Origin of the sequence: Streptosporangium sp. 'caverna', from assembly GCF_003203775.1 — a bacterium.
Taxonomy (GTDB): Bacteria; Actinomycetota; Actinomycetes; order Streptosporangiales; family Streptosporangiaceae; genus Streptosporangium; species Streptosporangium subroseum.
Window position 1 is genome coordinate 3,810,399 of the sequence record NZ_CP029711.1, and the last position, 25,128, is coordinate 3,835,526.

Sequence of the window (25,128 nt, forward strand, 5' to 3'; positions counted from 1 at the left end):
CATGCGATGCCGGAGGACATCACCAATGGGCGGCGACGGAAAACAGGGGCCACAGCCAGATGCCCTCCTCCGAGAGGGCAGGGAAGCAGAAACTTCCAATGTTCGCCTTCATGAGGATCGGCTCTCCTGAGCCATCCCTGGGCGCCATTTCCTCAGATGGAGTCGCGGTTGTCGAGACGGCTTCATCAGGAAGGAGCCGAAGATGTACGGAAAACGTCTGCTCACCGCCAGTCCGCTGATCGCCGCCCTCGTGTTTGGGACGGTCGATATCTCGCAGGCTTCGGTCGTTCAGGCTTCGGTCGTTCCGAAGTCCGTAAGCGCCGCCGACAGTCATGTCACGGCGCCCTTGAATGTCGCGCCGCCTCGGTGCAGGCGCGCATTCAACGGCCAGCTCAGAGAGCTGTGCTCGTCCGGTTGGAGCGAGGGATACACGGCCGGGAAAGCCTCGTGCGGGAAGCAAAACAGGAGCTTCTCCCCGGCGATGCAAGACACCGCATACCTGCACGGCTTCAACGGCGGGTTCGCAGCGGGCAAGGCCACGTGCTAGCCGCTGCCGGATCGTAGCCGTACAAGGGTTCGTGATCCCGTGAGGGTTCTCGAACCAAAATGGGGCGGGCCTGTCCGAACCTCGGACAGGCCCGCTTCCTGTTGAGCCGTCGGCCCCGGTTGTCAAGGCCGAGCACAGGTGGATCGTTGACTTGCTGCCGGTACTCCTCATCAACAATGACAGCGGAACGGACGTCAATGACGTCCACGGCTCAGGCCCCCGCTGCTACCCACCGTGCCACCTCGCCGCGGCGGGCGGACGAGATGACCAGGGCCGCCGGCAGCGCGGTCGCGACCACCGTTACGGCGAGTGCGATCCACGTAGCCGCGTCGGGGTGGACCAGCGACTGGCCGCGCATCGCCTGCCACGTCGTGATGGCGAACAGCGCCGTGTAGCCCAGAATGACGACCCCGGTCAGCTGGGCGCGCACGCGTTCGCTGCGCAGCCAGCCGATCCGGGCCGCGAGGGCGGTGAGAAGCAGCACCGCGAGCACGAACACCTGGATGGAGTGCAAGCCGATGAAGTGCGGAACACGCAGGTCGCCGCCTGCGGTGCTCCAGTTTGTGATCGGCATGCCGTCGCCGTCCGGTGCCCCGACCCCGTGCTGCCCCAGCAGCGTGACCGGGTTCCCGTAGGCGTCCTCGGCCGGCCGTGGTCCGGTCGCGGCCCACCCGCGGATGAAGGACGCCAGCGCCATGCCGATGACGGACAGCCCGATCCCGGCGCGCAGGGCCCAGGTGAGTGCCGTGTCGCCGACCCGCTGGAACAGCAGCATGACAGCGATGAGCAGGCTCGCCCCGAACAACCCGACCACGCCTGAGGAGAAGACCACCTGCCCGATCTGATTGAACGCGTCGGTGTTGACGTTGAAATGACTGTAGGTGCCGCGGGCGGCCTGCACCGCGATGAAACCGACGTCGATCGGCCCGGTGACGGCGAAGGCCGTTCCGAGGGTCCACATCGTGCGCCTCGCCCTGTGAAGCTTCGGCAACAGCCAGGCGAGCGTCGCGCCGTAGATGACGAACGACACCCCGAACTTCAACGGCTTCGCCCAGACCGATGCCTGCATGAGCTCACGACCGTCCGCGAAGAGGCCGATGCTCGCGACGACGACGAGCGTGGACATCGCCGCCACCATAATCATCAATGGTCGATGCCACGACCGCACTTCGGCGAACGAGCCGGACAACGGGTTCATACGATCCTCATTCCGGTGTCGCCCATGGCGGTGGGGGCCGCGCCGAGCGTCATCGGAGCGAACCACTCTCGATCCGGTGGGCAGAACCGCGGCACGAGCAGGCGGTGCACCGGTTCTGCGGCGCCCGCCGTGTCGCCGGGAAGGATCCGGCGCGCCAGGAAGCTCGGGACCGCCTCGGGCGCGTCCGGATGCTCCGCGTCGGGCGCCCGGCCTGTGGTCGGCGCCGACCATTGCGAGGGGACGAGCCGACGGGCAACGGAATCGCTCGAAAGCACTTCGGTGAGGATGCCCAGCGCCGCATGCCCTTCCGCGTCATCCGTATGTCGCACGGGTGCGTACGGTGTATATCGTGTCATGCGGACACCGTATCCAAACTGCGCAATTCACCTGTTTATTTGGCTTTAAAAGGCTTAGAAAGTGAACTAGTGCTCCAAAATTGAACTAGTACACTTGGTATAGCGCGACACCCTCCGTACGGTTCGGGAACAGCCGGTCGGCTCGACCACGCCGCCAAGCCCGCGGCGAGCCGACAACCCCAAACAGGCACTGAACCGCAAGCACGTACTCCGAACCGCCATCGCGATCGCCGACCTTGAAGGACTCGACGCCGTGTCCATGCGGCGATTGGCGGCGGAACTCGACGCCGGTGCGATGTCGCTGTACCGGCACGTGATGAACAAGGACGAACCGGTGACGCAGATGGTCGACGAGGTCTTCGCCGAACCAGAGCTGCCCACCCCCGGGCCGGAGGGGCGGCGAGCCAAACTCGAACTGATCTCCCGCCGGCAACGGGAGTTGGGGCGCCGGCATCTCTGGCTGCCCAGGGCCGCCTCTTTCACGCACCCGTTGCTCGTGCCCAACATGATGGCTCACACCGGGTGGACCCTGCGCGCTCGACGGGCTCGGGCTGCCGATGGACCGCATCGCCGACCGCACCGTCCAGGGCGTCGCGTAAGGCGGCCCGGGAGGTGATGCCAAGCTTGGGGAAGATCCGGTACAGATGAGCGCTGACGGTCCTGGAGGACAGGAACAGCCGTTCGCCGATCTCCTTGTTGCTCAGTCCCGAGGCGGCTAGGCGGGCCACTTCCAGTTGCTGGGCGGTCAGGCCGTGGGCGGCGTTGGGGCGCTGCGTCACGGCCACCCCGGTGGCCCGCAGTTCCTGCTCGGCCCGCTGCTGCCAGGCCGTCGCGCCGATCCCGGCGAACAGGTCCGCGGCCCTGCGTAGCTCGGGCCTCGCCTCGCCCGGCTGCAGACGGCGGCGCTGCAGCTCGCCGAGCGCGAGCCGTACCCGGGCGTGATCGAAAGGCCAGCGCTCGGTTCCGGGCAGCGCAAGCGCGGCCTTGAACAGCGGCACCCCCTCCTCGTCCGCCGCCACCAGCGCCTGCGCGGCCATGATATGCAAGCGCAGCCGGGGAGCCCGGCCGGCCAGCCCGGCCGCGGCGGCGGCGTGCGTCCTGGCCGCGGTCATCCGGCCGGTGCGCACCGCCGAATCCACCAGCTCGAAGACAGCCCACGGCGCGAACGCCACGTACGGGGGGATGACGCCGACCGGGCTGATGCTCGTCCAATGCGCATGAGCCGTCTCGTAGTCCCCGTGCGCCGTCGCGGCCAGCGCGAGGTTGCGGGCCGCCAGCGACAGATGCAGCGCGCTGCCGCGCGGTGCGGCCCACCGCTCGACGATCCTGCTGTACTCCCTGGCGCTGTCGGCGTCCCCCCGCGCGGCCGCGATCCACCCCAGGGTGCAGCGCAGGTCATGGGCCAGCAGCTCCAAGTCGTGCCGGACGCACAGGTCCAGCCCGGCATTGGCCGAGCTTTCTGCGGCCTCCCACTGCCCGGCCAGGAAGTGATCGTGCGCGGCCAGCCAGTAACCGCTGGCGGCATGCGTCACCGCGCCCTGCCCGGCCTCGCCGTCGATCAGGGCGCGGAAGCGGGAACGGTAGCCGGGCAGCAGGTCCATCCAGGTCGCCGCCCGGCACAGCGCGGCCACCCGGCCCGGCGGGGCGTCACCGGGCAGCTCGTCCAGCGCCGTCCGCACGCGTGCCGCAGTGCTGGTGCCCGTGAAGACGTCGTGCAGCAGCCGTACGTGCTCGTCGTCGCAACCGGCGACCACGTCCGTGACCGCCGCCCACTCCTCGGGGTCCTGGGCGTAGGAGGCGGCCATCACCCTGACCAGCGGACCGGCCGCAGGCGTGCCGCGCAGCAGGCGGCGGGCCGCGTCCAGGTCACCGTCGCGCAGCATGAGGATCTGCGCCCGTACGGCCAGCGCCCTGCCCGGATCGTCCAGATGGCGCCGCGCCTCGTCCAGCAGCTCCTGGGCCAGGTCGAGCTGCCCGGACTCGCCGGCCAGCTCGGCCGCGTGCTCCAGCCGTGCGGCGCGGGCCGGCGGGTCCGGGGTGAGGCGGGCCGCCCGCTGCAGCGCCTTGACCGCCAGCCCGGAGCCGCCCCGCAGGCTCACCGCGCGGGCGGCCTTCTCGATCTCGGCGGCCACCTGCTCGTCCGGTTCGACCGTGGCCGCCGCCAGATGCCACATCCGCCGTTCCGGATCGGTCTTGTGCTGATCGGCCAAGACCGCGTGCGCGCGCCGCACCTCGTCAGGAGAGGCTGTGTTGATGATCGCCGACCTGACCAGCGGATGGCGGAAACGCAGGCCGGACGGGGTTGAATCGCGCGTGACCAGGCCCAGCCGCTCCACCTCCAACAGGTCGTGCGAGGACAGCTCAGCTTGGTGCTCCAGCCGGTCACCGTCCAGCGCGGTCACCAGCAACGTCGTACGGATCTCGGGCGGCAGCGACAGCACCCGGCCGGCGAACGCGGTCTCCAGACGGGTGCGCATCGGCGCGTGGGCAGGCAACATCTCCACCCCGACCGAGGTCTGCGCCAGCTCGGTGAGCGCGAGCGGGTTGCCCGCGGCCTCGCCCAGCACCCGCAGGCGTACCGATCCGGGCAGGCCCGGGTGAAGCAGATCCAGCAGGTGCCCGGCCGCCTCGTCGTCGAGCGGTCCGACCTCCAGCATGGTGATCCCGGGCGTGACGCGTTCGCCGGCCGTCAGCGACCGCCGCGCGAAGATAGCCCTCAGGTCGTACGGCTTGAGTCGCAGCAGGATGAACATCATCACTTCGCGTGTGGGACGGTCCACCCAGTGAGCGTCCTCCACCGCGATGAGCATCGGTCCCTCCTGCGCCACGGCCGCCAGCACCGCCAGGGACGCCACCGAGATCGCCAACCGGTCAGGCGGCGGCCCGTCCTGCATTCCCAGTACCCGGCGCAGCACGTCCCGGTGGAAGGGCTCCACCCGGTCCATGTACTCCATCACCGGCGCGAACAACTGGTGCAGCCCGGCGAAGGCCATCTGCGCCTCACTTTCGAAGCCACTGCCACCCACCACCCGCATCCCCCGCTGCTCGGCGTAGGTGATCCCGGCCTGGAGCAGCACGGACTTGCCCACACCGGGATCGCCGTGCAGCACCAGGTTCGGCAGCACGCCGGGCACGCGGTCGATCGCTTGCCGCAACGCGGCCAGCTCCCGCTCCCGTCCAATGATGTCCATGTGCTCGTCTCCTCGGGTGCAGTCATCTGACCGATGGCCGCGATCGCGTGCCCCGGCATGCTGAGCGGGTGGCGCGACTACAGGCGGGAACAGGCGTGAGCCTCTTCTATCAGGACTTCGGCGACGGCGAGCCCGTCGTCCTGGTGCACGGCCGGCCGCTGTCGCACCGGTTCTGGGACGCCACGGACGCCTCTCCCAAGGCGACGGCCGGTTCGCTGACCGCCTGGAGCGCCGCGCACCCGGACGCGGACCTGTCGCACGTCACCGTGCCCACGCTGATCGTCCAGGGCGAGCGGGACGCGTTCGTGCCACTGGAGGGCAGCGGGGCACGCATCGCGCGGGCCATCGCGAACAGCGTGCTGGTCACCATTCCGGACGCACCGCACGGGGCCCCGCTCACGCACGACGGGCAGCGGAACCAGCTCATGCTGGAGTTCCTGGCGAGATGACGGCACGCAGCGACGGTAAGCAGCGGGCCGGGGGACCGGGTATCGGTCGCATGACGTAGATACTCGAGTGCCATGCGGGTCGTGCGGTCTAAAGAACGTCGCGAAGCTGGGCGCGCGAGGTGATGCCCAGCTTGCGGAACAGGTTGTACAGATGGGTGCCCACGGTGCGGTGCGACAGGTAGAGCTGCTGTCCGATCTCTCGGTTCGAGAGCCCGCCGGCCGCCAGCTTGGCGATGTGCAGTTCCTGGGGGGTGAGCTGTTCGGTTGTGGCGGGCACGCGGATCTCGCTGCTTTCGCCGGTGGCGCGCAATTCCTGGCGGGCCTTCTCGCCCCACGTGAGCAGGCCGAGGGCGTCACATGTGTCGCGGGCGGTGCGCAGGGGGACACGGGCGTCCAGGATGTGGCGCCGGCGGCGTAACCACATGCCGTACGCCAGCAGGAGCCGGGCCCGGGCGGCCGGCCATTCGGTCAGGTCGGCGGCCAGGGCGGCGAGGTAGAACTGTTCGGCGCGGTCGTCGTCGGCCAGCACCGCCCGCGCGTAGCGGAGTCCCGTGTGCAGGATCGGCGCCGGGGTGCGCCCGCCGATGACCTCAAGGCCGGCCACGGCCGCGCGGGCGGTCTCGCGGTGCGTCTCGGTGACGGCGGCATCCACCAGATCGCTGACCATCCACTGCCGCCAGGTGGAGTGGTACGTGGTGTCCCCCGGGTCGTACACCCGCCACAGGTGGCCGAAGGCTTCCTCATGCTGCCCGGCGTTTAGCGCGATCATGCCCCTGGCGTGGCGGAGCAGCGCCATGTTGGAGCGGATGGTGACGGTGCCGAGCACGCGTTCGCCCTCGGCCACCAGTGCGTGGGCGCGCTCCTCCTCGCCCCGCAGCGCGGCCAGCATGGCCAGTCCCCCCAGAGCCGCGGACTGCCAACGGGGCAGTCTGGTCTCGAAAGCCAGGCGTTCGCTCTCCTCTGCGGCCAGCAGGGCGTCTGCCAGGTGGCCGCGGAAGATCCGCGTCCACACGTGGGAGCCGAGCGCTTGCGCCAGCAGTCCCAGCCTGCCCTGGGCGCGCAGATCGGCGATCGAGACGTCGAGGAATCCGTCACCCAGCTCGAACGCCCCGACCGTGTGCGCGGCCACGGCCAAGATCCTGGCATCGGCCGCATCCACCTGGGTCTCCAGCAGTCCGGCCAGCCGCTTCATGACCTCTGCGCCGTTCTCGACGGGGTCCGCGGTGGCCAGGATGTAGATGAGCGCGGGGTCGTCCGGTCCGGTGGCCAGCCGTTCGGCCAAGGCGATGATCCGTTGCCGCAGTTCCTCGCCGGGATCGTTCCAGAAGGAGCGCAGGGCCGCGGCGCGGACGAAGTTGAGGGCGAGCGCCCGGTCATCGGACGCCTCGGCGGTGCCGATGAGGCGCCGTACGCGAGCCGGGCCCTCGTTGCGGCCCTCCTCCATGACCTCGCTCAGCCACGCCAACCGTGTGCGCTGGGTCTGGCCCTGGAGTTCGGGCTCGGCCAGCGCGAGCAGTTCGGCGACCTGATGGACGTTGCCGAGCTCGAAGGCCAGCTCGGCCGCGCGCAGGAGACGTTCAGCCCTGGTCGCGGGTTTCTCGCTGATGTCGGCGGAGCGGCGCAGAGCGGTGACCGCCACCGTGATGGCGCCGCGTTGCTGCGCCCGCACCGCCACGTTCTCCAGTTCCGCCGCCACGCTGTCGTCGCGGTGGCCGAGCGCCGCCGCTCGGTGCCAGGCGCGGCGGTCGTGGTCGTGGTCGTGCACTTCAGAGAGGGCGGCGTGGACGGCCCGTCGCTCCGTGACTTCGGCCTGCTGGTAGATCGCCGAACGTACCAGCGGATGCCGGAACTGGACGGCCCGCTCGGTCAGGCTGACCAGGCCGAGATCGGCTGCGGGCAGCAGGTCCGCGGGTGAGACGTCGGCGCCGGCCGTCCGGCGCGCTGCGGCCAGCGTCTCACCGAGATCATGACCGTCGTTGGCTGCGGCGGCCAGCAGCAACGTCCGCGTCCGGGGCGGCAGCTCCGCGAGCCGGACGGCGAAGGAGCGCTCCAGCCGGACGGTGAGCGGCAGGAATTCGGGCTGGGCGGCACCGCGCCCGCCGTCGAGCGCGAGCGGCAGCTCCACCAGGGCGAGCGGGTTGCCTGCCGCTTCCGTGAGCACGCGTCGGCGCAGGCTCGGCGAGAGCTCGGGGGCACGGCTGTCCAGCAAGGCTTCGGCGTCTGACGGCGCCAGGGCGCCCAGCGCCAGTTCGGAGAAGTGGGTGTTGTCCAGGATGGTGGCATAGCGGTCGCGGGCGGCCATCAGCAACGCGATCGGCTCGGCGCGCACCCGCCTGGCCACGAACGCCAGCACCTCTGCGGTGGGCCGGTCGAGCCACTGCAGGTCGTCCACGACGAGCAGCAGAGGCCGACGTGCGGCCATGTCGCTGAGCAGGTTGAGTACGGCGAGTGCGATGTGAAAGGGCTCGGGATCGCGGACCTCGTCCAGCCCGAAAGCGCCGAGCAGCGCTTCGCGCTGCCGTACCGGCAGCTCGCGTACCGAACCCAGCAGCGGCTGCACCAGCTGGTGCAGCCCTGCGAAGGCCAGGTATGTCTCACCCTGCACGCCGGAGGCCGACAGCACCACCAAGCCGCGCGCCGCCGCCCTTTCGTCCGCCACTGTGAGCAGGGCGGACTTGCCGATCCCCGCCGCCCCTCGCACCAGCAGCGTCCCGCCTTGCGTGCGTCCGCGGTCGACGAGCTCGTCGACCTGCGCCATCTCACGCTCCCGCCCGAACAAAGTGATCATGTGCTTCTCCCCGGACCTGATCTCCCGCGGATGATGATGGCAAGGGAGAAGGCGGTTGACTTTTCTGTGCGTGCCAGAGTCAGGGCATGGGGAGCTGGCGGCGCGAGGTGATGCCCAGTTTCTGGAAGGCATTGCGCAGGTGGAACTCCACGGTGCTGACGCTGATGTAGAGCCGGGTGGCGATCTCGGCGTTGCTGACGCCCCGTGCGGCCAGGTCGGCGATCACCGTCTCCCGGGGGGTGAGTGTGGTCGTGGCGGCGGCATCGGAGCGTGCGGTTCGAAAGCCGATCGCCGCCAGTTCGGTGCTCGCCCGCTCGGCGAAGGCCGCGGCGCCTATCTCGTGGAACATCGTGTAGGCGGTGTGGAGCTGCTGACGGGCGGCCTGCCGATGCCGGGCACGCCGCAACCATTCGCCGTACAGCAGGTGGGTCCGCGCCAGGTCGGTGCGTATGCCGGTGCCTCGCAGCAGCTCGACGGCCTGGCTGAACAGCGGCTGGGGATCATCGGCCAGGAGTGCGCGGGAACGGGCGAGCAGACCGAGCGCCCACGGTGTGTCCGCCGCCATCGCCCGCCGCTCGAGCGTGTGCAGGGTGGTGCGGGCCAGCTCGTGATCCCCGGTGCGTACGGCCGCCTCTACGAGATCGGGCAGGATCGGGCTGTGCAGGAGCGGGAAGGCGTCGTCGAAGACGGCGCGAGCCTGCGCCAGTGCCTCGGCGTAGCGGCTTCGGCCCAGGTGAAGGATGGTGAGTGCCTGACGGGCGCTCTGCAGGCTAAAGCCGCCGACCGTCTGGGGGTCGGTGCGGTGGGCGCTGATGAGCTCGGCCGCGGCCTGGGTGCCCTCATCGTCGCCGCGCCAGGCCAGCAGCGCTATTCGCACGAGGCCGGCGAATCGTTCGCCGCCTCCGATGACGGCTGACATTTCGCTGAATTCGGCGAAGAGCGTCTCGGCCGCGCCGAACTTCCCGCGCCAGAGCTGAAGCATGCCTGAAGCGTGCAGGACGGCGCGCAAGCTCTGCAGGTCACCGCGATCGCGGGCATGTCGCGTGTAGGTGTCGCACAAGGCGCCGACGGCCTGGTCGGCCCACATCTCGATGCCTGCCATCGCGGTCAGGATCGGCACCGCCGGACCGTTGGGGGGATCGTGCGACTGCGCGGCGGCGTTCAGTGCCTGACGCAGCAGCGGTGCGGAGGAGCCGATGCCGTACGCGAAAGTGCGGGCCAGCGCGACCAGGAAGGGAGCCTGGGTTTCGGCTCCCGCGGATGTGTCCGTGGCGGCGGCGAGGTCGCGCAAGGAATGCCGGGCGGTCACCGGAGAGATCGATACGGCGTAGAACCCGAGCAACAAGGTGTCGGCCGTCCTGCCGGGGTGCTCGTCGTACGCGGCCGATTCGATCACCGCATCGATGGCCTGTTCCGCGCGAGCGGTGGAGATGCGCAGCATCGCGCGCAGCCGCAGCGCTCTGGCTCTTTCGGTGCCCTGGGCGTAGGGTTCGATCCGGTCGAGCAGCCCTTCCGCCTGGTCGATCCGTCCCGCGATGATCGCGGCCTCGCAAGCCGCGATGAGCCGCCGGGTCCGTCCGCGCGGCTCTGGCGACAGCTCAGCCGACCGGACCAGCAGGGCGGCCTGCGCGGTGAACCCGCCACGCCGTCTGGCCTGATCGGCTGACCGCTCCAGTTGAGCGGCGACGTCCTCGTCCGGCCCCGCCGTAGCGGCGGCGAGGTGCTGCGCGCGACGGTCAACGTCGCCGTCGGCGTTCGTGGCCCGCGCCAATGCCCGATGTACGGCCCGGCGATCCTCGGGACCTGCTTCGGCGTAAACGGCCGAACGCAGCAGCGGGTGCCGAAATCTGACAAAAGGTGCGGTCACCAGCAAACCGGCCCTTTCTGCGGGTTCCGCCGCCATCAGCAGATCCGCGGCGGCCTCGTGCACGCCGAGCTCACGGGCGGCGCGCCAGACCAGATCCCGATCGCCCGTCGGCTCGGCGGCCGCCAGGAGGAGCAACCGCCGAGTATGGCCGGGCAGGCCACTGACTTGACGGAGGAACTGCTCCCGTATGGCGTCACCGGACTGCCCGGCTGGCCCGGGAGCAGGGATGCGGGTTTCCAGCTCCTCTGCCATGAGCTGCAGCGCCAGTGGATTCCCCTGCGCCTCGCCGACGACTCGGGCGGCGACGTCGCGGTCCAGCTTGCCCTTCACATGAAGGCCGAGCAGTTCCCACGAAGCCCGTTCACCGATCCCGGTCAGCCGATGGTGAGGCAGATCGTCCAGGACGGCCGTGGCGGCGCTGTCCCGGGTTCCAAACACAACGACCACGTTGTCGGCCGTCAGGCGTCTGCTCACGAAGGCCAGAATGCGCAGGGATTCGGCATCCAGCCACTGCCCGTCGTCACACACGCAGAGCAGGGGTTGTTCTCTGGCGTAGGTGGTGATCAGCGTCAACGTGGCCAGCCCGGCGAGGAACGGATTCGCGCGCGCCGCCTCGTCCATGCCGAATGCCGCCATCAATGCGTCGCGCTGAGGGCGGGGCAAATCGTCGATCCCGGCCATCAACGGCAGCAGGAACCGGTGCAGGACCCCATACCCGAAGTGGGCCTCCGCCTCCAGCCCGGTGACGCTCAGTATCCGCATGTCCGCGGCCAACTCGATCGCGCATTCCAGCAAGGCCGTCTTGCCGATCCCCGGCTCACCGCGCAGAACCAGTGCCCCGCCCACTGATCTGCGGGCGCCTTCGAGCAGGGCCGCGAGGAGGTTCACCTCCGCCGCCCGTCCGATCAGAGCCATCACAGACGGATCTTACGGGGATCATCCCGTTACAGGTAGGCACTCGTCCTGGGGCCAGCCTCAGTACAAAGGCGTTGGACGGCCGCCGACAATCCGTGTTGTGAAACTTGCGACAAGGACGAATGACGCTGCAGCTCTTGCCCGGATCCTCCGCTACGTCTCCCGCCAGGTGGCCGACCCCGAGCTCAATCCCCGGCACATCGCCAGAGCGCACCACATCTCCCTTCGCACCCTCTACCGGCTCTGCGAGCAAGGCGGCTTGAGCCTCGAACAATGGATCATCGACCAGCGTCTCGAAAACGTCCGGTGTGACTTGTCCCGGTCCGCGCGCGACCATCACAGCGTGGAGGCCGTGGCCCGCTCCTGGGGTTTCTCCAATCCCACGTTCTTCTCCCGCCGGTTCCGGCTCGCCTACGGCCTCACCGCCGGCCAGTGGCGGCGGCGCGCTCACGAGCTTCCCGCGAAGTAGCGGTGACCGGCGATCCCGTACACGCCGTCGTTTCGGACCCGCTACCGCCGCGGCGTCGCGGCTGCGGCAGGAGGCGTGTAAGGAGGACGCCCACTGACCCCTGGTGCAGTCATATGACCGATTGCCGCCAGACCTCGCGAACCTAGGGTCGCATCCATCGACACCGACCTGGAGACACCGAGATGCCCTACGTGATCGCCGACGACGGTACCGAGATCTTCTACAAGGACTGGGGAAGCGGTCGTCCGGTCGTGTTCAGCCACGGGTGGCCGCTCAACGCGGACGCCTGGGACGGGCAGATGCGCATGGTCGCCGCCAACGGCTTCCGCGCGATCGCCCACGACCGGCGCGGGCACGGCCGCTCCAGCCAGTCCTGGACCGGCAATGAGATGGACGTCTACGCCGACGACCTGGCCACCCTGATGAACACCCTCGATCTGAACGAGGCGAGCCTGGTCGGGCACTCCACCGGCGGTGGCGAGGTCGCCCGTTACATCGGCAGGCACGGCACCTCCCGGGTGGCCAAGGCAGTGCTGCTCGGCGCGGTACCGCCGCTGATGCTCAAGACCGACGCCAACCCTGACGGGTTGCCGATCGAGGTGTTCGACGCCATCCGGGCCGGTGTCGAGGCCGACCGCTCGCAGTTCTACAAGGAGCTGGCCGTGCCCTTCTACGGCTTCAACCGTCCTGGCGCGCAGGTGTCCCAGGGCGCCGTCGACGCCTTCTGGCTGTGGAGCATGCAGGTCGGCCTCAAGGGCGCGCTCGACTGCATCCGTGCCTTCTCCGAGACCGACTTCACCGAGGACCTCAAGCGCATCGACGTGCCCACCCTGATCGCGCACGGCGACGACGACCAGATCGTGCCCGTCCTGGCCTCGGCGCCGGAGAGCGCCAAGCTGGTCAAGGACGCCACCCTGAAGATCTACGACGGTGCCCCGCACGGCCTGACCGGCGCGTTCGAGCGCGAGTTCAACAACGACCTCCTCGCCTTCCTGAACTCCTAAGGAGCACCGCCATGACCCCCCTACACCGTCTCGGCCGCCTGCTGGGCGCCCTTGTCACCAGCTGCGTCCTGGTCCTCGGCCTGACCGCCGCAGCCGCACCCGCAGCCGCAGCCGCACCCGCCACCGGTGCCGGCGCTAAGCCGACGGTGGTGCTCGTGCACGGCGCGTTCGCCGACGCCTCCGGCTTCAACGACACGATCGCCCTGTTGCAGAAGGCGGGCTTCCCCGTCATCGCCCCGGCCAACCCGCTACGTGACGCCGCCGGTGACGCCGCCTACATCTCCAGCGTCATCGACACGATCCCCGGGCCCGTCATCCTCGCCGGGCACTCCTACGGCGGCATCGTGATCACCAACGCCGCACGCGGGCACGCCAACGTCAAGGCGCTGGTCTACCTGGGGGCCTTCGCACCCGACGAGGGCGAAAGCGCCCTGGTGCTGGCCGACAAGTTCCCCGGCAGCGAGCTGGGCTCCGCCCTCATCCAGCGCCCCTACCCGCTGCCGGGCAGCACGAGTGGGACCGATGGGATCGACGGCTACATCGACGCCGCCAAGTTCCGTGCGGTCTTCGCCGCCGACCTGCCCGAATCCCAGACCCGGCTCATGGCGGCCACCCAGCGCCCCGGCAGCGTCGGCGGGCTCGCCGGCCCCAGCGGCGTCCCGGCCTGGAAGACCATCCCGTCGTGGTACCTGATCCCCACCCAGGACAAGGTCATCCCGCCGGCCGTCCAGCGCTTCATGGCCAAGCGCGCCGGCAGCAAGATCACCGAGATCCGCTCCTCGCACGTCGTCATGATCTCCCATCCCGCGGCCGCCACGGCCGTCATCGTCGCCGCCTACGCCGCCACCCGCTGAAGGAGAACCCCCATGAAACCCGACACCATCGTCTTAATCCATGGCTTCTGGGTCACCCCCCGATCCTGGGAGCACTGGATCACCCACTACGAGAGCAAGGGATATCGGGTGCTGGCCCCGGCCTATCCCGGCTTCGAGGTCGAGGTCGAGGCGCTCAACGCCGACCCCACCCCGATCGAGGAACTCACCGTCCCCGCCATCATCGCCTCGCTGGAAAAACTGATCGACGGACTGGACTCCCAGCCGATCATCATGGGCCACTCCGCGGGCGGTGTCTTCACCCAGATCCTGCTCGACCACGGCTACGGCGCCGCGGGCGTGGCCATCAACTCCGCCCCCACCGAAGGCGTCCAGGTCATCCCGCTGTCGCAGATCAAGGCGACCTTCCCGGTGCTCAAGAACCCGGCCAACCGGCACAAGGCCGTCGGGTTCACGTTCGAGCAGTGGCACTACGCCTTCGCCAACACCTTCTCCGAGGAGCAGTCCCGCACCCTGTACGAGCGCTATCACATCCCCGCCTCCGGCAACGTCTTCTGGGGCAGCGCGCTGGCCAACATCCACCCCGGCAAGGACGACAACTATGTCAACTACCACAACGACGACCGGGCACCGCTGCTGTTCATCGCGGGTGAGAACGACAACCTGATGCCGCCCAAGATCCAGCGGTCCAACGCCAAGCACTACACGTCCAACACCGTCACCGAAGTGATCGAGTTCTCCGGACGCTCCCACCTCATGCCCGCCCAGGAGGGCTGGGAAGAGGTCGCCGACCGCGCCCTGGCCTGGGCCCTCGACCACAGCTGACACCTTCGGAAAAGAGCGCGCCCCATGTCGGAAGTCAGGTTCACTCACATCGGCGGCCCCACCGTCCTCATCGAGTTCGAAGGCTGGCGACTGCTGACGGACCCGACTTTCGACGCCCCCGGCCGGACCTACGCATTCGGCTGGGGGACCTCCTCCCGCAAGCTCACCGGCCCCGCCCTCCCGCCAGACGCCCTGCCGCCGCTGGACGCCGTCCTGCTCACCCACGACCACCACAGCGACAACCTCGACGACGCCGGGCGCACACTGCTGGTCGGCGCCGGAGTCACGATCACCACCCGCTCGGGCGCCCGCCGCCTCGGCGGAGCCACCCGCGGGCTTAAGGCCGGGCAGAGCACCCGGCTGGAGGCGCCCGGCCGTCCGCCGATCGAGATCACCGCCACCCCGTGCCGGCACGGGCCGCCGCTCAGCCGTCCCATCGTCGGCGACGTCATCGGCTTCGCCCTGACCTGGCCGGATCAGGACCACGGAGCGCTGTGGATCACCGGCGACACCGTGCTCCACCCCGCGCTCCACAAGACGGCCGCCGACCTCGACCCGGGCACGATCCTCCTGCACCTCGGCGGCGTCCAGTTCCCCCTCACCGGCCCGCTCCGCTACACCATGACCGCCGCCGACGCCCTCGACCTCGGCGGGGCCATCGACCCGGTCACCGTCCTGCCCGTCCACTACGAGGGCTGGCAGCACTTCCAGGAAGGCCAGGAGGCCATCACCGACGCCTGGGCCGACGCTCCCGCCGCCTTCACCAGGGCCGTCACCTGGCTGACGCCGGGCACGCCCCATCCCATCACCGTGTGACGAACCCCAGCACGCATCCGGCCGACCATCCCCTCCGCACTCGCCGGCGATCAAACGACCAGCGGCATGAGATCGACCAAGACGCCGGCGATGTCGAGCGAGCCGAGGAGAGCGGATGGAGCCGGGCGCGGTCTGGTCCGGGCCGTGGCCTGGTCGATTCCGGTAGCGATTGTGAGGACCGCGCCGCAGAGCGCGGCGAACTCGAGGTGGTGGAGGTCATGGATCCGCTGACCGCGTCCGCCCGGTCCGAGTTGCAGACGCTGCCTGCCCTGCCGGCGGCGTGGTTCCGGGAGCCGACGGCTGAGGAGTTGCCGCCCGCGTCCGGTGGCGTCCACTACGCCGAGGGCCGGTCCCAGCCCGACCTAGTGGCCCGTCTCTGAACGGTGGCGGGGTAATTGGCATCACCAGGTGAGGTTCGTCAGTCTGCCTCCAGGACTCTTGTTGGAGGCGGTCATGGCGCGTCGCCCGGAGGTATTCGTCCGGCCGTTGTCGCTGGAGTTCGCCGCCGGCTCACCCATCCGAGGCGACCGGTTACCCGGCCAAGGCTGCGTGACGGGCCGCTAGAGCGAGGCCGGGACTCTTGAGGCGGCCAGCGCCACGGAGGCCGAGGCGAACGCGGTGATGATCGGGTGAGGCCGGGTGCCGTCCCCGGACAGTTCGGGCTGGAAGAGCGTGGCCAGGAAGAACGGGTGACCGGGCAGCTCGAGCACTCGTACGGCTCCGGCGCTGTCACGGCCGGTGAAGATCAGGCCACCCTCCTCTAGCACGGACAGGTAGTCGAGGTTGAGGCCGAAGTTGCAGGAGTACTTCTCCACGCTCCTGTCGGCGCCGATGATCCTCTCGACCAGCGAGCCGGGCGTCAGCCGGACTTCATCCTCATGGCCGGCGAGCGAGCACGCCAGCGGCAGCAGCAGGAAGTCGTCGGCATCCGGGTCGTTCTCGGCGTGCGCGACCGGCAGGCCAAGGACGTTGCGCGCGTATTCCAGCAGGGTGTGCTGGAAGCCACCGCAGGTGCCCAGGAACGGGATACCCCGCTCGCGGGCGACCCGCGCGGCGTTCACCGCACCTGCCTCGCTGCGATAGGGACTGCCGGGCAGCATCCAGATGCCGTCGAACCCCTCCAGGTCCTGAGCCTCGGTGGTGGGGATCCAGTAGGCGTCCAGTGTCAACCCGTCGCGCTCGCGCAGCGCCTCGAGGATCGATGGGATGCGCACGTGGGCCTGGACACTTGGGGATCTGTCGCCGACCAGGGCGACTCTTGCGATCGTCATGCCCTCATCCTCACCGGAACTCCGAGGTAAGCGCCAACGATGATCCTTGCTGGCTTGATAAGCGATACTGATGCATCGTGGATCCACATCTGCTGCGCACGTTCGTGACCGTCGTCCACCGGAGGTCCTTCTCCGCCGCGGCCGAGGATCTCGGCTACACCCAGTCGGCGGTGTCCCAGCAGATCGCCGTGCTGGAGGCGGACCTGGGACTGGCTCTGTTGCACCGCCGCCCGGTGACGCCCACCCTTGCGGGGGAACGCCTGCTGGAACACGCCGGTCCGCTGTTGCTACGCCATCGAGCCGCCCGCGCCGACGTCCTGCGTGCCGCCGCCGGCCCGATCGAGCGGCTGACCGTGGTGGCCTCCCCGCTGGCGTGCACCCCGGCGATCGCCCGGAGCCTGGCGCAGGAGCGGCTGGCGGTGACCCTTCGCACAGCCGGACGTGAGAACGTCGCCGAGCAGGTCGCCTCCGGCGCCGCCGACCTCGGGTTCGTCGACGGGATCGCCGCGCCCAGCGATCCGCTGCGCCTGCCGGACGTGGGACCGCTTACCGCCGTTGGCGTGGCCGAGGAGGAGTTGGTGGTGGTCCTGCCCGGCGATCACCCGCTGTCTCGCAGGCGCGGGCTCGCGCTGGCCGACCTGGCCGACGCACTGTGGCTGCAGGCCCCTGCCGCCGTGTCGGTGGAGCGGTTGCGCGAGGTGGCAGGTATGGGCGGGTTCCGTGTCGGATTCCACTACGGCGGTGAAGATGTGCACACCCTCCTGAATCTCGCCGCCGCCGGACACGGCCTGACCCTGCTGCCCTCGTCGGTGGCGGCCGGAGTGCCGCTGACCGCGCCGCGTGTGGTGCACCGGGTGGAGATGCTGCACGGTCCCCTCGCGCCGGGTCCGGCCCAGGCCGTCACCGAGCGGCTCCGTTAGGAGAGAGCGCATCGCACCCTCGCTCGTTGAACGCGTGGATGACCTCACGTACGTAATCCGCGCGGTCTGCCGGGCCGGGTCAGGCGGCGAGGGTGGCGTGCATCTCCCAGAGGAGGATCTCGGCCGCGTCGGTGGCGGTGACGCGCTGGCCGCCGGTGGCGGTGAACCGTACGGCGTCGCCCTCGGCGAGCGGGCCGGCTCCCTCCAGGTCGACGGTGCCGCGGGGCACGAACAGGTGCAGGAACGGGGCCTCGGGCAACTCCACACTCTGGCCGGGCTCCAGCCTGGCCACGTGCAGCGCGGCGTACTTGTTGTTGATCCGGATCGCGCTGCGCCCCTTGTCCCTGTCCATCCCGGAGGCGACCGGGACCAGGCCGCCGCTGAGCAGCTCGCCGTCGATCTCCAGCTGCTCGTATCCGGGGGTGATCCCGGCCTCGTCGGGCACGACCCACATCTGCACGAAGCGCACCGGGTCGGTGTGTTTGTCACCCTGCAGCCGCCACGAGTCGTTCTTCTCCGAGTGAAGGATGCCGGTTCCGGCGCTCATCCGCTGCGCCAGCCCCGGATAGATCACTCCGGAGTGTCCCTCGGAGTCCTGGTGGACGAGGGAGCCGCGCAGCACCCACGTGACGATCTCCATGTCCTGGTGCGGGTGGGTGTCGAAGCCGGTGCCGGGCTTGACGACGTCGTCGTTGTTGACCAGCAGCACGCCATGGTGGCTGTTGGCGGGGTCCTGATGGCGGCCGAACGAGAACGAGTGCTTGGAGTCGAGCCAGGGGATCTTGGTGGCGAAGCGGTCGGCGGACCTGCGGATGTCGACGGTCATGGCGATCCTCTCTCGTCTATTTGATTGAACCTTCAACCGATCGATGCTCCGAGATGTTCCCCGGGCCCCTCGGCGGCAGGCAATCTTGCTCACCTGGTCGAATACACGCCGGAAATCACGCGTAACACGGGATAGCCGCCCATTCGTTATACCTTCGATCTTGCAGGTCAATATTGCTTCGAAGAGATTGACCGGAGTTGTCAAGTTCTCGTCGACCCTCTGGGAGTTCTCCTCGATGAACAAGTGGAAGACAGTCCTCATCGCGCTGGCGGTAGCCGTACCTTCCGGTGTCCTGCCCGCCGCGGCCGCTCAGCCCGCGGCCGCTCAGCCCGCGGCCGCTCAGCCCGCGACCGCGCAACCCCTGGCTGCACAACCCGCGACCGCACCGATCGAGAACAACGAGACCCAGCCGGTCTACTCGCGGGCCGACGCCCTGACCGAGACCGTGTTCGTCGAGGTCGCCCGGGTCGACAGCGACTCCGACGGCCGCCCCGATCGGGTCGCGGTCGACATCATGCGGCCCAAGGAGACCGCGGCGGGGCTGAAGGTCCCGGTCATCATGGAGGCCAGCCCCTACTACGCGGGCGGCAACGACGTGCCCAACCACGTCGTGGACCTCGACGGCTCGGACCCCGCGGGCATGGAGTACCGGCACAACAAGTTCAGCGACCTGCGTGACGAGATGTTCGGTCTTGACGACTCGAGCGCGGCCCGGGCGATCGCGCCGCCCTTCACCGGCTACTACGACAACTACTTCGTCCCCCGTGGTTACGCGGTCGCGCTGGTGGAGAACCTCGGCTCGGGCCGCGCGACAGGCTGCCCGACGACCGGTCTGGACAACGAGACCGCCGGGCCCAAGGCCGCGATCGAATGGCTCAACGGCCGGGCCCGCGGGTTCGACGTGGCCGGAAACGAGATCAAGGCCGACTGGTCCACCGGCAAGGTCGGCATGATCGGCGTCTCCTACAACGGCACGCTCCCCAACGCCGTCGCCGCCACCGGGGTCCAGGGGCTCAAGACCATCGTGCCGATCGCCGCCATCTCCTCCTGGTACGACTACTACCGCGCCAATGGCGGCGTGCTGGCTCCCGGCGGCTACCAGGGTGAGGACGCCGACGTGCTCGCCCGTTACGTCCTGACCCGCGATGACGCCGAACACGCCTGTGGCGCGCTCATCGACCGGATCGAACAGGACCAGGACCGCGTCACCGGCGACTACTCCAGGTTCTGGGACGATCGCAACTACCTCAACGACGTGCGGAAGGTCCGCGCCAGCGTGTTCCTGGTGCACGGTCTCAACGACTGGAACGTCAAGACCAAGCAGGCCGTCCAGTGGTGGAACGCGCTCGCCGAGCGGGACGTGCCGCGCAAGATCTGGCTGCACCAGGGCGCCCACTTCAACCCGTTCTCCTTCGCCCAGCGTAACGCCGAGTGGCTGCGCCAGCTTCACCACTGGTTCGACTTCTACCTGTACGGCCTGCGCAACGGCATCATGGACGAGCCGCAGGCGGACGTGGAGTCGGGTCCCGGCCAGTGGGCACAGCACGCCTCGTGGCCGCTGCCGGGCACGCGTGATGTGCGGCTGAACCTCTCCGCGGGCAAGGACGGCCGCAACGGCGTTCTGAGCGACAGGCGCCCCCGGGGCAACGCCGTCGAGTCCTTCGTCGACCAGAACGTCCGCGCCGCCGATCAGCTCGCCGAGAACGTCGAGACCACCGATCCCAACCGGCTGGCCTATCTGTCCGACCCCGTGACCAGGGACGTGCGCCTGTCCGGCACCCCGAAGGTCTCGGTGAGGGCGGCCTTCCAGGGCGGGCACTCGCCGTACCTGACGGCACTGCTGGTCGACTACGGCTCCGACGCCCGCGCCTACGGCTCGGTCGTCTACGGCACCACCCCGGTCTGCTACGGCCAGGGAGTGCCAGGCGACACCGGCTGCGCCCGCCTCGCCCAGCACATCACGGTGACGGCCCCCTACAAGATCATCACCAGGGGGTGGATCGACGTCCGCAATCGTAAGTCCGACTCCCGGACCGAACTGCTCCGCGAGGGCGGTTTCTACGACTTCGACGTCGACCTCCAGCCCAACGACTACATCGTCAAGGCCGGCCATCGGATCGGCGTCGTGCTCATCTCCACCGACCGCGACTTCACGCTCCGCCTGCCCGCCGGGACAGGTGTCTCGGTCGAGCCGGACGACAGCTCGGTCACGCTTCCCCTGGTCGGCGGCCGCGCCGCCCTCGGCTAGTCCTTTCCGGTAGGCGGGCCGCCTCGGGGGATCGACTCCCCGCGGCGGCCCGTACGGATTCCGGCCCTTGACGGAGAAGCTGACCCCTGATGGAGTGAGCCGCGATATGCGTCGTTTGGGGAGCTCGCCTGCGGGCCGGTGGCGTCGGTGGACACCGTTCGCGATGGTCGTCGTGGGACTGATGGCCGTCGGGCTCGCCGTGGGCGGGGTCCGGCTCGACGCCACGTTCGACCTGGACGCCTTCGTCCCCGACCTCTCCGCGCAGAGCCCCCTCCCGATCCCGAGCCGGACCGTCGATTCCCGGCCCGGGGACGACGACCCGCTGGGGGAGTTCTCCTTCTGGGCCGTGGTCACGATCGGCTCCGTGCTCGCCGCACCCATGATCGTCATGCTGATCCGGATGCTCACGCGACCCGACGACCGGCCGCCCCCGCCCCGCCCCGCACCGGAGGAACCGGTGGCCGTCGCCGCCGGCGGCGACGAGGTGCGGGCCGCGCTCAGGGCGGCCCTGGCCGACCTCGACGCCGGGGACGACCCGCGCCGCGCGGTGATCGCCTGCTGGCTCCGGCTGGAACACGCCGCCGCCGGGTCCGGAACCCCGCGCATGGCCGCCGACACCACAGCGGACCTGGTCGCCCGGCTGCTCGCCGTACACGAGGTGAGCGAACCCGCGCTGGGCCGCCTCGCGGGCGCCTACCGCCAGGCGCGTTACGCTCCGCACGAGGTGGCCGAATCGCTGCGCGACACGGCCCGCCGCGCACTGGCCGAGGTGGACGCGGAGCTGTCGTCGTGACGGCCGTCCTGTGGCATCTCGGGATCGTCGCCGTCGCCGTCGCACTGGCCGTCGTGATCGTCCGCCGGGTCCCGGTCGTCCTGTCGAGGCCGCCCGCCCAACCACGGGCGACCCGGACCGGAGAGCCGGCGGACCGGGCGTTCGCCGAGGCCCGGTGGTGGGAGCACCGGCTCGCCTCCACCCGGGACGACCTGCCGAGGTTCCGTTCGCTCGTCCAGCCCCGCCTGGCCGAGCTGGCCGTGGAACGACTCCGCCAGCGGCACGGCGCGACCGGCCCCGCCCGCGCCGCGGAGATCCTCGACGCCGAACTGTACAAACTGATCACCGTCCCCGCGAAGGCGGTCCCTACCCGCGCCGAGCTGGCCCGCCTGGTCGCGCGCATCGAGGAGATATAGATGGAGCTTGCCGACGTCGGCCGGCACGCACGCGAGGTGCTCGACCGGGTCAACACCGTCGTGGTCGGCAAGCGTGAGTCCCTGGAACTGGTCCTGGCCGGAATCCTGGCCGGCGGTCACGTACTGCTCGAGGACTTTCCCGGCCTGGCCAAGACCCTCACCGCTCGCTGCTTCGCGCAGGCACTCGGCCTGGACTTCACCCGCCTGCAGTTCACCCCCGACCTGCTGCCGGCCGATGTGACCGGTTCGTTCCTCTACAACCAGCGCGACGGCGACTTCGTCTTCCGCAGGGGTCCGGTCTTCACCAACCTGCTGCTCGCCGACGAGATCAATCGCACCCCGCCCAAGACCCAGGCGGCGCTGCTGGAGGCCATGCAGGAACGCCAGGTCAGCGTCGAAGGCGTCACGCATCCGCTGGAGGCGCCGTTCCACGTGCTGGCCACCGCCAACCCGATCGAGTACGAGGGCACCTACCCGCTCCCCGAGGCCCAGCTCGACCGGTTCCTGCTCCGGGTGTCCTTCGGCTACCCGTCCCCGGAGGAGGAGTGGACGATACTGGGGCGCCGGATGGCCCGCCGTACCGAGGAGGCCACGCTCGAACCCGTCGTGGACGCCGCCACCCTGAACGAGATGCAGCGGGCGATGGAGGGGGTGGCGGTGGAGGACTCGGTCGGCCGCTACATCGTCGACATCGTGTCGGCCACCCGGGACCATCCCCAGCTCCAGGTCGGCGCCTCCCCCCGCGGCTCGCTCGCCCTCCTGCTGACCGCCCGCGCCCGCGCGGTGCTCGACGGCCGCGACTACGTCATCCCCGAGGACGTCAAGCGGGTGGCTCCGGCCGCGCTGTCCCACCGGATCAGCCTCCGCCCGGAGATGTGGCTCCGCCGCGTCGATCCCGTCTCCATCGTCGAGGAGATCTGCGCCCGCACCCCCGCGCCCCTCTCCGAGCAGCTCCCCGCCTACACCGGTGGCACGTGATGTGGGCCTCGACCCCGGCGCTGCGGCGTGCGGTCGTTTTCAGCGTCGGGCTGTGCCTGCTCGCGGTGACGTTCGGCCGGGTGGACCTGCTGGTCATGGCCGTGCCGTTCGCACTGGGCACGGCTCTCACCCTGCGTTCCCGGCCGGCCGGGCCGCCCAGGGCCGCCCTGCGCCTCGACGACGTCGCCGTCGTCGAGGGCGGTGACGTCAGCGCCTCGGTCACCGTGGAGGGCGACCACTCGACGCTGTGCGTCGTCAGTCCCGACGTCTCGCCCGGCCTGGGCCAGAATGTCATGCACCACGTCGCGTCGTTGCCCGCCGAGGTGGCACTCACGGGCACGGCCAGGCGCTGGGGCGTCCACTCGCTGGGGCCGGTGCGGGTCCGGGTGATCGCCTGCGACGGGCTGCTGGAGTTTCCCGAGCTGGTGCTGCCCCCCGAGACCGTGCGGGCCCTCCCGGCCGCCGAGCCGTTCGTCTCGCGCGCCTTCGTGCCCCGGGCCGACGGGATGTCCGGGGTTCACCGCTCCCGGCGGTCCGGCGAGGGAGGGGAGCTCGCCGGAGTCCGGCCCTACCGGTCGGGCGACCGGTTGCGCCGCATCGACTGGCGGACCACCCTGCGCACCCGCGAGCCGTACGTCAACGCCACCCAGCCCGAACGCGACGCCGGGATCGTCCTGCTGCTGGACGTCCTGCACGAGGCGGGCGGCGGCGACGACGGTACGGGGAGCGTGCTGGACGCCACGGTCCGGGCCGCCGCCGCGATCGCCGAGCACTACACCCGTCAGGGTGACCGGGTCTCCCTGACCGAGTTCGGACCCCGGCTGCGGCGGCTGCCCCCCGGCACGGGCCGGCGGCACCACCTGGCCCAGCTCGCCTGGCTGGCCGATACCAGAGCCATGCCCGAAGGCTGGGACGCGTTGGGCGACCGGCCACCGATCGCCGGACCACCGGCCTCGAACGCCCTGGTCATCATGTTGACCCCGCTCCTGGACCCGCGTAGCGCCACCGCCCTGGCCACCTTGGCCCGCACCCGCCGCTGCCTGGTCGCGGTCGACACCATGCCCGCCGGTCTCCAGCTCCGGAGAGCCGGCGAATGGTCGGATCTGGCCGAGCGGCTCTGGCGGCTGGAACGCGAGAACACCATCGGCCGCCTGCGTGAGGTCGGGGTGCCGGTCGAGGTCTGGCGTGGCTCGGGCAGCCTGGACGCGGTCCTGCGAGACGTCGCCCGGATCGCCGCGGTGCCGCGATGAGCAGGCTGCACTCGCTGAGCTGGCGGGCGCTGGTGTGGGCCTGCGGAACGACGGCGCTGCTCGTCGCCATGCCACCGGACTATCGCGCCGGGATCGTGATGCCGCTGCTCGCCGCCCTGATCGGCCTGCTCACCGCGGCGGAGCCGGAGAGCGCCTGGGTGCTCTCCCTGGAGGTCGTCACCGTGGTGTCCTGGCTGCTGACCACCGTCGTGTACGGCTACTCCCCGTCCTGGATCGTGGCGCTGGCCATCGGGGCGCTCCTCTACATCCACCACGCGATGGCCGCCGTCGCCGCTCATGTGCCGGTGCCGGCGCACATTCCCGTCTCCCTGCTCACCGCCTGGCTGGGCCGGGTCGGTGTTGTGCTCGCCGCGTCCGTCGCCGTCTGCGTGCCCATCACCGCGCTGGCCGGCGCCCCCTTCGTGATTCCATCGGCCGTGGCCGTCATCCTCGGCGCCGGGGGAGCGCTGGGCGTCGCCCACCTTCTGACGCGGCCAGGCGCGGGGGGACGCTGACGCGGGAGGCGGCCGGTCACCGGATACGGCGCATTATTGCAACCTTTTTGCAATTGCGTGTTCATCGCAGAAGAGGCCTTGGTTCGGTACCGTGCTCTTGTGACCAGAGACTTCACGGTGTTCCCGGCCTCGAAGGGCGACGGGGATGTGGTGGGCGAGATCCACGCGGAGTCGTGGAAGGCCGCCTACGCCGGCTTCTTCTCTCCGGAGTTCTTCGCCGAAGCGGTGAGGCGGCGGCGCCACAAATGGCACGACGTGCTCGCCGAGGGCAAGGACACGGCCATGCTGGCCGCGCTGGACGGGCGGCCGCTGGCCTACTCCTACTTCGGCTCCTCACCGGCGCGGCCGGAGTCGGCGGAGATCTTCGGCTTCTACGGACACCCGGACGGCTGGGGAAGCGGGATCGCGGGTGCCCTGATGACCGCCTCCCTGCAAAGGATGCATGAGGACGGCTTCAGCGGGGTCCATCTCTGGACGCTCCGTGACACGCCCCAGTCCCGCCGCTTCTACGCCAAGAGCGGCTTCACGGAGTCAGGCGCGGTCCGCGGCCACGACTTCGGCGACGGCAACCCGATCGAGCAGGTCGAGTACGAGTTGGCCCTTCGCTGACAGCCCACGGTCACCGGCGGCGGCCTCGCGTCCGGGCCGGAGGAGCCCGGTCCACCACGCGGCCG

23 protein-coding genes are annotated in these 25,128 nt (G+C 70.0%); 16 read left to right on the forward strand and 7 right to left on the reverse strand.

What is annotated here, in order from left to right; all coding sequences use genetic code 11:
- Positions 1-202: 202 nt before the first annotated feature.
- Positions 203-547, forward strand: a complete 345-nt coding sequence (locus DKM19_RS16800; protein WP_110696504.1) for a hypothetical protein — start codon at positions 203-205, stop codon at positions 545-547.
- A 211-nt stretch (positions 548-758) separates the two neighbouring features.
- Here the strand turns inward: DKM19_RS16800 and DKM19_RS16805 are convergent, their stop codons facing one another.
- The 3 genes from DKM19_RS16805 to DKM19_RS16820 form a co-directional block, all read right to left on the reverse strand.
- A complete protein-coding gene (locus DKM19_RS16805) occupies positions 759-1,673 on the reverse strand; it encodes a hypothetical protein (RefSeq protein WP_204358823.1) in 915 nt (304 codons plus the stop codon).
- A gap of 68 nt (positions 1,674-1,741) precedes the next feature.
- Positions 1,742-2,101 carry a hypothetical protein gene (locus tag DKM19_RS16810; protein ID WP_162641540.1) on the reverse strand — a complete coding sequence of 120 codons (360 nt, stop codon included), beginning with the start codon at positions 2,099-2,101 and terminating at the stop codon, positions 1,742-1,744.
- Positions 2,102-2,580: 479 nt separating this feature from the next.
- Entirely contained in the window at positions 2,581-5,292 is a 2,712-nt protein-coding gene (locus DKM19_RS16820; RefSeq protein WP_110696508.1) for an AAA family ATPase, read from the reverse strand.
- A 95-nt stretch (positions 5,293-5,387) separates the two neighbouring features.
- Here DKM19_RS16820 and DKM19_RS16825 point away from each other — a divergent pair, with 95 nt between their 5' ends.
- Positions 5,388-5,741: an alpha/beta fold hydrolase gene (locus DKM19_RS16825; RefSeq protein WP_162641541.1), complete on the forward strand. Its 354-nt coding sequence runs from the start codon at positions 5,388-5,390 to the stop codon at positions 5,739-5,741.
- Positions 5,742-5,829: 88 nt separating this feature from the next.
- Here the strand turns inward: DKM19_RS16825 and DKM19_RS16830 are convergent, their stop codons facing one another.
- Positions 5,830-8,529: a LuxR family transcriptional regulator gene (locus tag DKM19_RS16830; protein ID WP_162641542.1), complete on the reverse strand. Its 2,700-nt coding sequence runs from the start codon at positions 8,527-8,529 to the stop codon at positions 5,830-5,832.
- Between the two features lie 79 nt (positions 8,530-8,608).
- Positions 8,609-11,311, reverse strand: coding sequence for a LuxR family transcriptional regulator (locus DKM19_RS16835; RefSeq protein ID WP_110696511.1), 2,703 nt, complete (start codon positions 11,309-11,311; stop codon positions 8,609-8,611).
- Positions 11,312-11,411: 100 nt separating this feature from the next.
- On the opposite strand from DKM19_RS16835, the gene DKM19_RS49490 reads away from it, so the two are divergent.
- From DKM19_RS49490 to DKM19_RS49495, 6 genes are all read left to right on the forward strand, one after another.
- On the forward strand, positions 11,412-11,780 hold the full coding sequence (locus tag DKM19_RS49490; protein ID WP_162641543.1) for a helix-turn-helix domain-containing protein: 369 nt from the start codon (positions 11,412-11,414) through the stop codon (positions 11,778-11,780).
- Positions 11,781-11,962: 182 nt separating this feature from the next.
- Positions 11,963-12,784, forward strand: a complete 822-nt coding sequence (locus tag DKM19_RS16845) for an alpha/beta fold hydrolase (protein ID WP_110696512.1) — start codon at positions 11,963-11,965, stop codon at positions 12,782-12,784.
- A gap of 11 nt (positions 12,785-12,795) precedes the next feature.
- Positions 12,796-13,638: an alpha/beta fold hydrolase gene (locus DKM19_RS16850; protein ID WP_110696513.1), complete on the forward strand. Its 843-nt coding sequence runs from the start codon at positions 12,796-12,798 to the stop codon at positions 13,636-13,638.
- A gap of 12 nt (positions 13,639-13,650) precedes the next feature.
- Positions 13,651-14,442: an alpha/beta hydrolase gene (locus DKM19_RS16855; RefSeq protein WP_110696514.1), complete on the forward strand. Its 792-nt coding sequence runs from the start codon at positions 13,651-13,653 to the stop codon at positions 14,440-14,442.
- Positions 14,443-14,466: 24 nt separating this feature from the next.
- Positions 14,467-15,258, forward strand: a complete 792-nt coding sequence (locus DKM19_RS16860; protein WP_110696515.1) for an MBL fold metallo-hydrolase — start codon at positions 14,467-14,469, stop codon at positions 15,256-15,258.
- Between the two features lie 218 nt (positions 15,259-15,476).
- On the forward strand, positions 15,477-15,638 hold the full coding sequence (locus DKM19_RS49495) for a hypothetical protein (RefSeq protein ID WP_162641544.1): 162 nt from the start codon (positions 15,477-15,479) through the stop codon (positions 15,636-15,638).
- A gap of 180 nt (positions 15,639-15,818) precedes the next feature.
- On the opposite strand, the gene DKM19_RS16865 is transcribed toward DKM19_RS49495, so the two are convergent.
- Positions 15,819-16,529 carry a hypothetical protein gene (locus DKM19_RS16865; protein ID WP_110696516.1) on the reverse strand — a complete coding sequence of 237 codons (711 nt, stop codon included), beginning with the start codon at positions 16,527-16,529 and terminating at the stop codon, positions 15,819-15,821.
- A 77-nt stretch (positions 16,530-16,606) separates the two neighbouring features.
- On the opposite strand from DKM19_RS16865, the gene DKM19_RS16870 reads away from it, so the two are divergent.
- Positions 16,607-17,449: a LysR family transcriptional regulator gene (locus DKM19_RS16870; protein ID WP_110696517.1), complete on the forward strand. Its 843-nt coding sequence runs from the start codon at positions 16,607-16,609 to the stop codon at positions 17,447-17,449.
- Positions 17,450-17,528: 79 nt separating this feature from the next.
- Here the strand turns inward: DKM19_RS16870 and DKM19_RS16875 are convergent, their stop codons facing one another.
- Complete coding sequence (locus tag DKM19_RS16875; RefSeq protein WP_110696518.1) at positions 17,529-18,275, reverse strand: pirin-like bicupin family protein; 747 nt, start codon at positions 18,273-18,275, stop codon at positions 17,529-17,531.
- A 187-nt stretch (positions 18,276-18,462) separates the two neighbouring features.
- Here DKM19_RS16875 and DKM19_RS16880 point away from each other — a divergent pair, with 187 nt between their 5' ends.
- The 7 genes from DKM19_RS16880 (at position 18,463) to DKM19_RS16910 (ending at position 25,063) form a co-directional block, all read left to right on the forward strand.
- Positions 18,463-20,523 (forward strand): Xaa-Pro dipeptidyl-peptidase, encoded by a 2,061-nt coding sequence (locus DKM19_RS16880; RefSeq protein ID WP_239514289.1) that lies wholly within the window; start codon positions 18,463-18,465, stop codon positions 20,521-20,523.
- Between the two features lie 106 nt (positions 20,524-20,629).
- On the forward strand, positions 20,630-21,316 hold the full coding sequence (locus DKM19_RS16885) for a DUF4129 domain-containing protein (protein ID WP_110696519.1): 687 nt from the start codon (positions 20,630-20,632) through the stop codon (positions 21,314-21,316).
- Positions 21,313-21,711 (forward strand): hypothetical protein, encoded by a 399-nt coding sequence (locus tag DKM19_RS16890; RefSeq protein WP_110696520.1) that lies wholly within the window; start codon positions 21,313-21,315, stop codon positions 21,709-21,711. The genes DKM19_RS16885 and DKM19_RS16890 overlap by 4 nt, the downstream gene beginning before the upstream one ends.
- The gene (locus tag DKM19_RS16895) at positions 21,712-22,689 is read left to right on the forward strand and encodes a MoxR family ATPase (RefSeq protein ID WP_110696521.1); all 978 of its coding nucleotides are present in this window, start codon (positions 21,712-21,714) and stop codon (positions 22,687-22,689) included. It begins immediately after the preceding gene.
- Complete coding sequence (locus tag DKM19_RS16900; RefSeq protein ID WP_110696522.1) at positions 22,689-23,939, forward strand: DUF58 domain-containing protein; 1,251 nt, start codon at positions 22,689-22,691, stop codon at positions 23,937-23,939. Before DKM19_RS16895 ends, DKM19_RS16900 begins: the two co-directional genes overlap by 1 nt.
- Complete coding sequence (locus DKM19_RS16905) at positions 23,936-24,454, forward strand: hypothetical protein (RefSeq protein ID WP_110696523.1); 519 nt, start codon at positions 23,936-23,938, stop codon at positions 24,452-24,454. Before DKM19_RS16900 ends, DKM19_RS16905 begins: the two co-directional genes overlap by 4 nt.
- Before the next feature lie 99 nt (positions 24,455-24,553).
- A complete protein-coding gene (locus DKM19_RS16910; protein ID WP_239514290.1) occupies positions 24,554-25,063 on the forward strand; it encodes a GNAT family N-acetyltransferase in 510 nt (169 codons plus the stop codon).
- The last annotated feature ends 65 nt before the right edge of the window (positions 25,064-25,128 follow it).

Excerpts from the sequence above, each read along its gene's own strand:
- DKM19_RS16800 (WP_110696504.1), top strand. The coding sequence starts at position 203 with ATGTACGGAAAACGTCTGCTCACCGCCAGTCCGCTGATCGCCGCCCTC.
- DKM19_RS16805 (WP_204358823.1), bottom strand. The coding sequence starts at position 1,673 with ATGTCCACGCTCGTCGTCGTCGCGAGCATCGGCCTCTTCGCGGACGGT.
- DKM19_RS16810 (WP_162641540.1), bottom strand. The coding sequence starts at position 2,101 with ATGACACGATATACACCGTACGCACCCGTGCGACATACGGATGACGCG.
- DKM19_RS16820 (WP_110696508.1), bottom strand. The coding sequence starts at position 5,292 with ATGGACATCATTGGACGGGAGCGGGAGCTGGCCGCGTTGCGGCAAGCG.
- DKM19_RS16830 (WP_162641542.1), bottom strand. The coding sequence starts at position 8,529 with ATGATCACTTTGTTCGGGCGGGAGCGTGAGATGGCGCAGGTCGACGAG.
- DKM19_RS16835 (WP_110696511.1), bottom strand. The coding sequence starts at position 11,311 with ATGGCTCTGATCGGACGGGCGGCGGAGGTGAACCTCCTCGCGGCCCTG.
- DKM19_RS16845 (WP_110696512.1), top strand. The coding sequence starts at position 11,963 with ATGCCCTACGTGATCGCCGACGACGGTACCGAGATCTTCTACAAGGAC.
- DKM19_RS16850 (WP_110696513.1), top strand. The coding sequence starts at position 12,796 with ATGACCCCCCTACACCGTCTCGGCCGCCTGCTGGGCGCCCTTGTCACC.
- DKM19_RS16855 (WP_110696514.1), top strand. The coding sequence starts at position 13,651 with ATGAAACCCGACACCATCGTCTTAATCCATGGCTTCTGGGTCACCCCC.
- DKM19_RS16860 (WP_110696515.1), top strand. The coding sequence starts at position 14,467 with ATGTCGGAAGTCAGGTTCACTCACATCGGCGGCCCCACCGTCCTCATC.
- DKM19_RS49495 (WP_162641544.1), top strand. The coding sequence starts at position 15,477 with ATGGATCCGCTGACCGCGTCCGCCCGGTCCGAGTTGCAGACGCTGCCT.
- DKM19_RS16865 (WP_110696516.1), bottom strand. The coding sequence starts at position 16,529 with ATGACGATCGCAAGAGTCGCCCTGGTCGGCGACAGATCCCCAAGTGTC.
- DKM19_RS16875 (WP_110696518.1), bottom strand. The coding sequence starts at position 18,275 with ATGACCGTCGACATCCGCAGGTCCGCCGACCGCTTCGCCACCAAGATC.
- DKM19_RS16885 (WP_110696519.1), top strand. The coding sequence starts at position 20,630 with ATGCGTCGTTTGGGGAGCTCGCCTGCGGGCCGGTGGCGTCGGTGGACA.
- DKM19_RS16895 (WP_110696521.1), top strand. The coding sequence starts at position 21,712 with ATGGAGCTTGCCGACGTCGGCCGGCACGCACGCGAGGTGCTCGACCGG.
- DKM19_RS16900 (WP_110696522.1), top strand. The coding sequence starts at position 22,689 with ATGTGGGCCTCGACCCCGGCGCTGCGGCGTGCGGTCGTTTTCAGCGTC.
- DKM19_RS16905 (WP_110696523.1), top strand. The coding sequence starts at position 23,936 with ATGAGCAGGCTGCACTCGCTGAGCTGGCGGGCGCTGGTGTGGGCCTGC.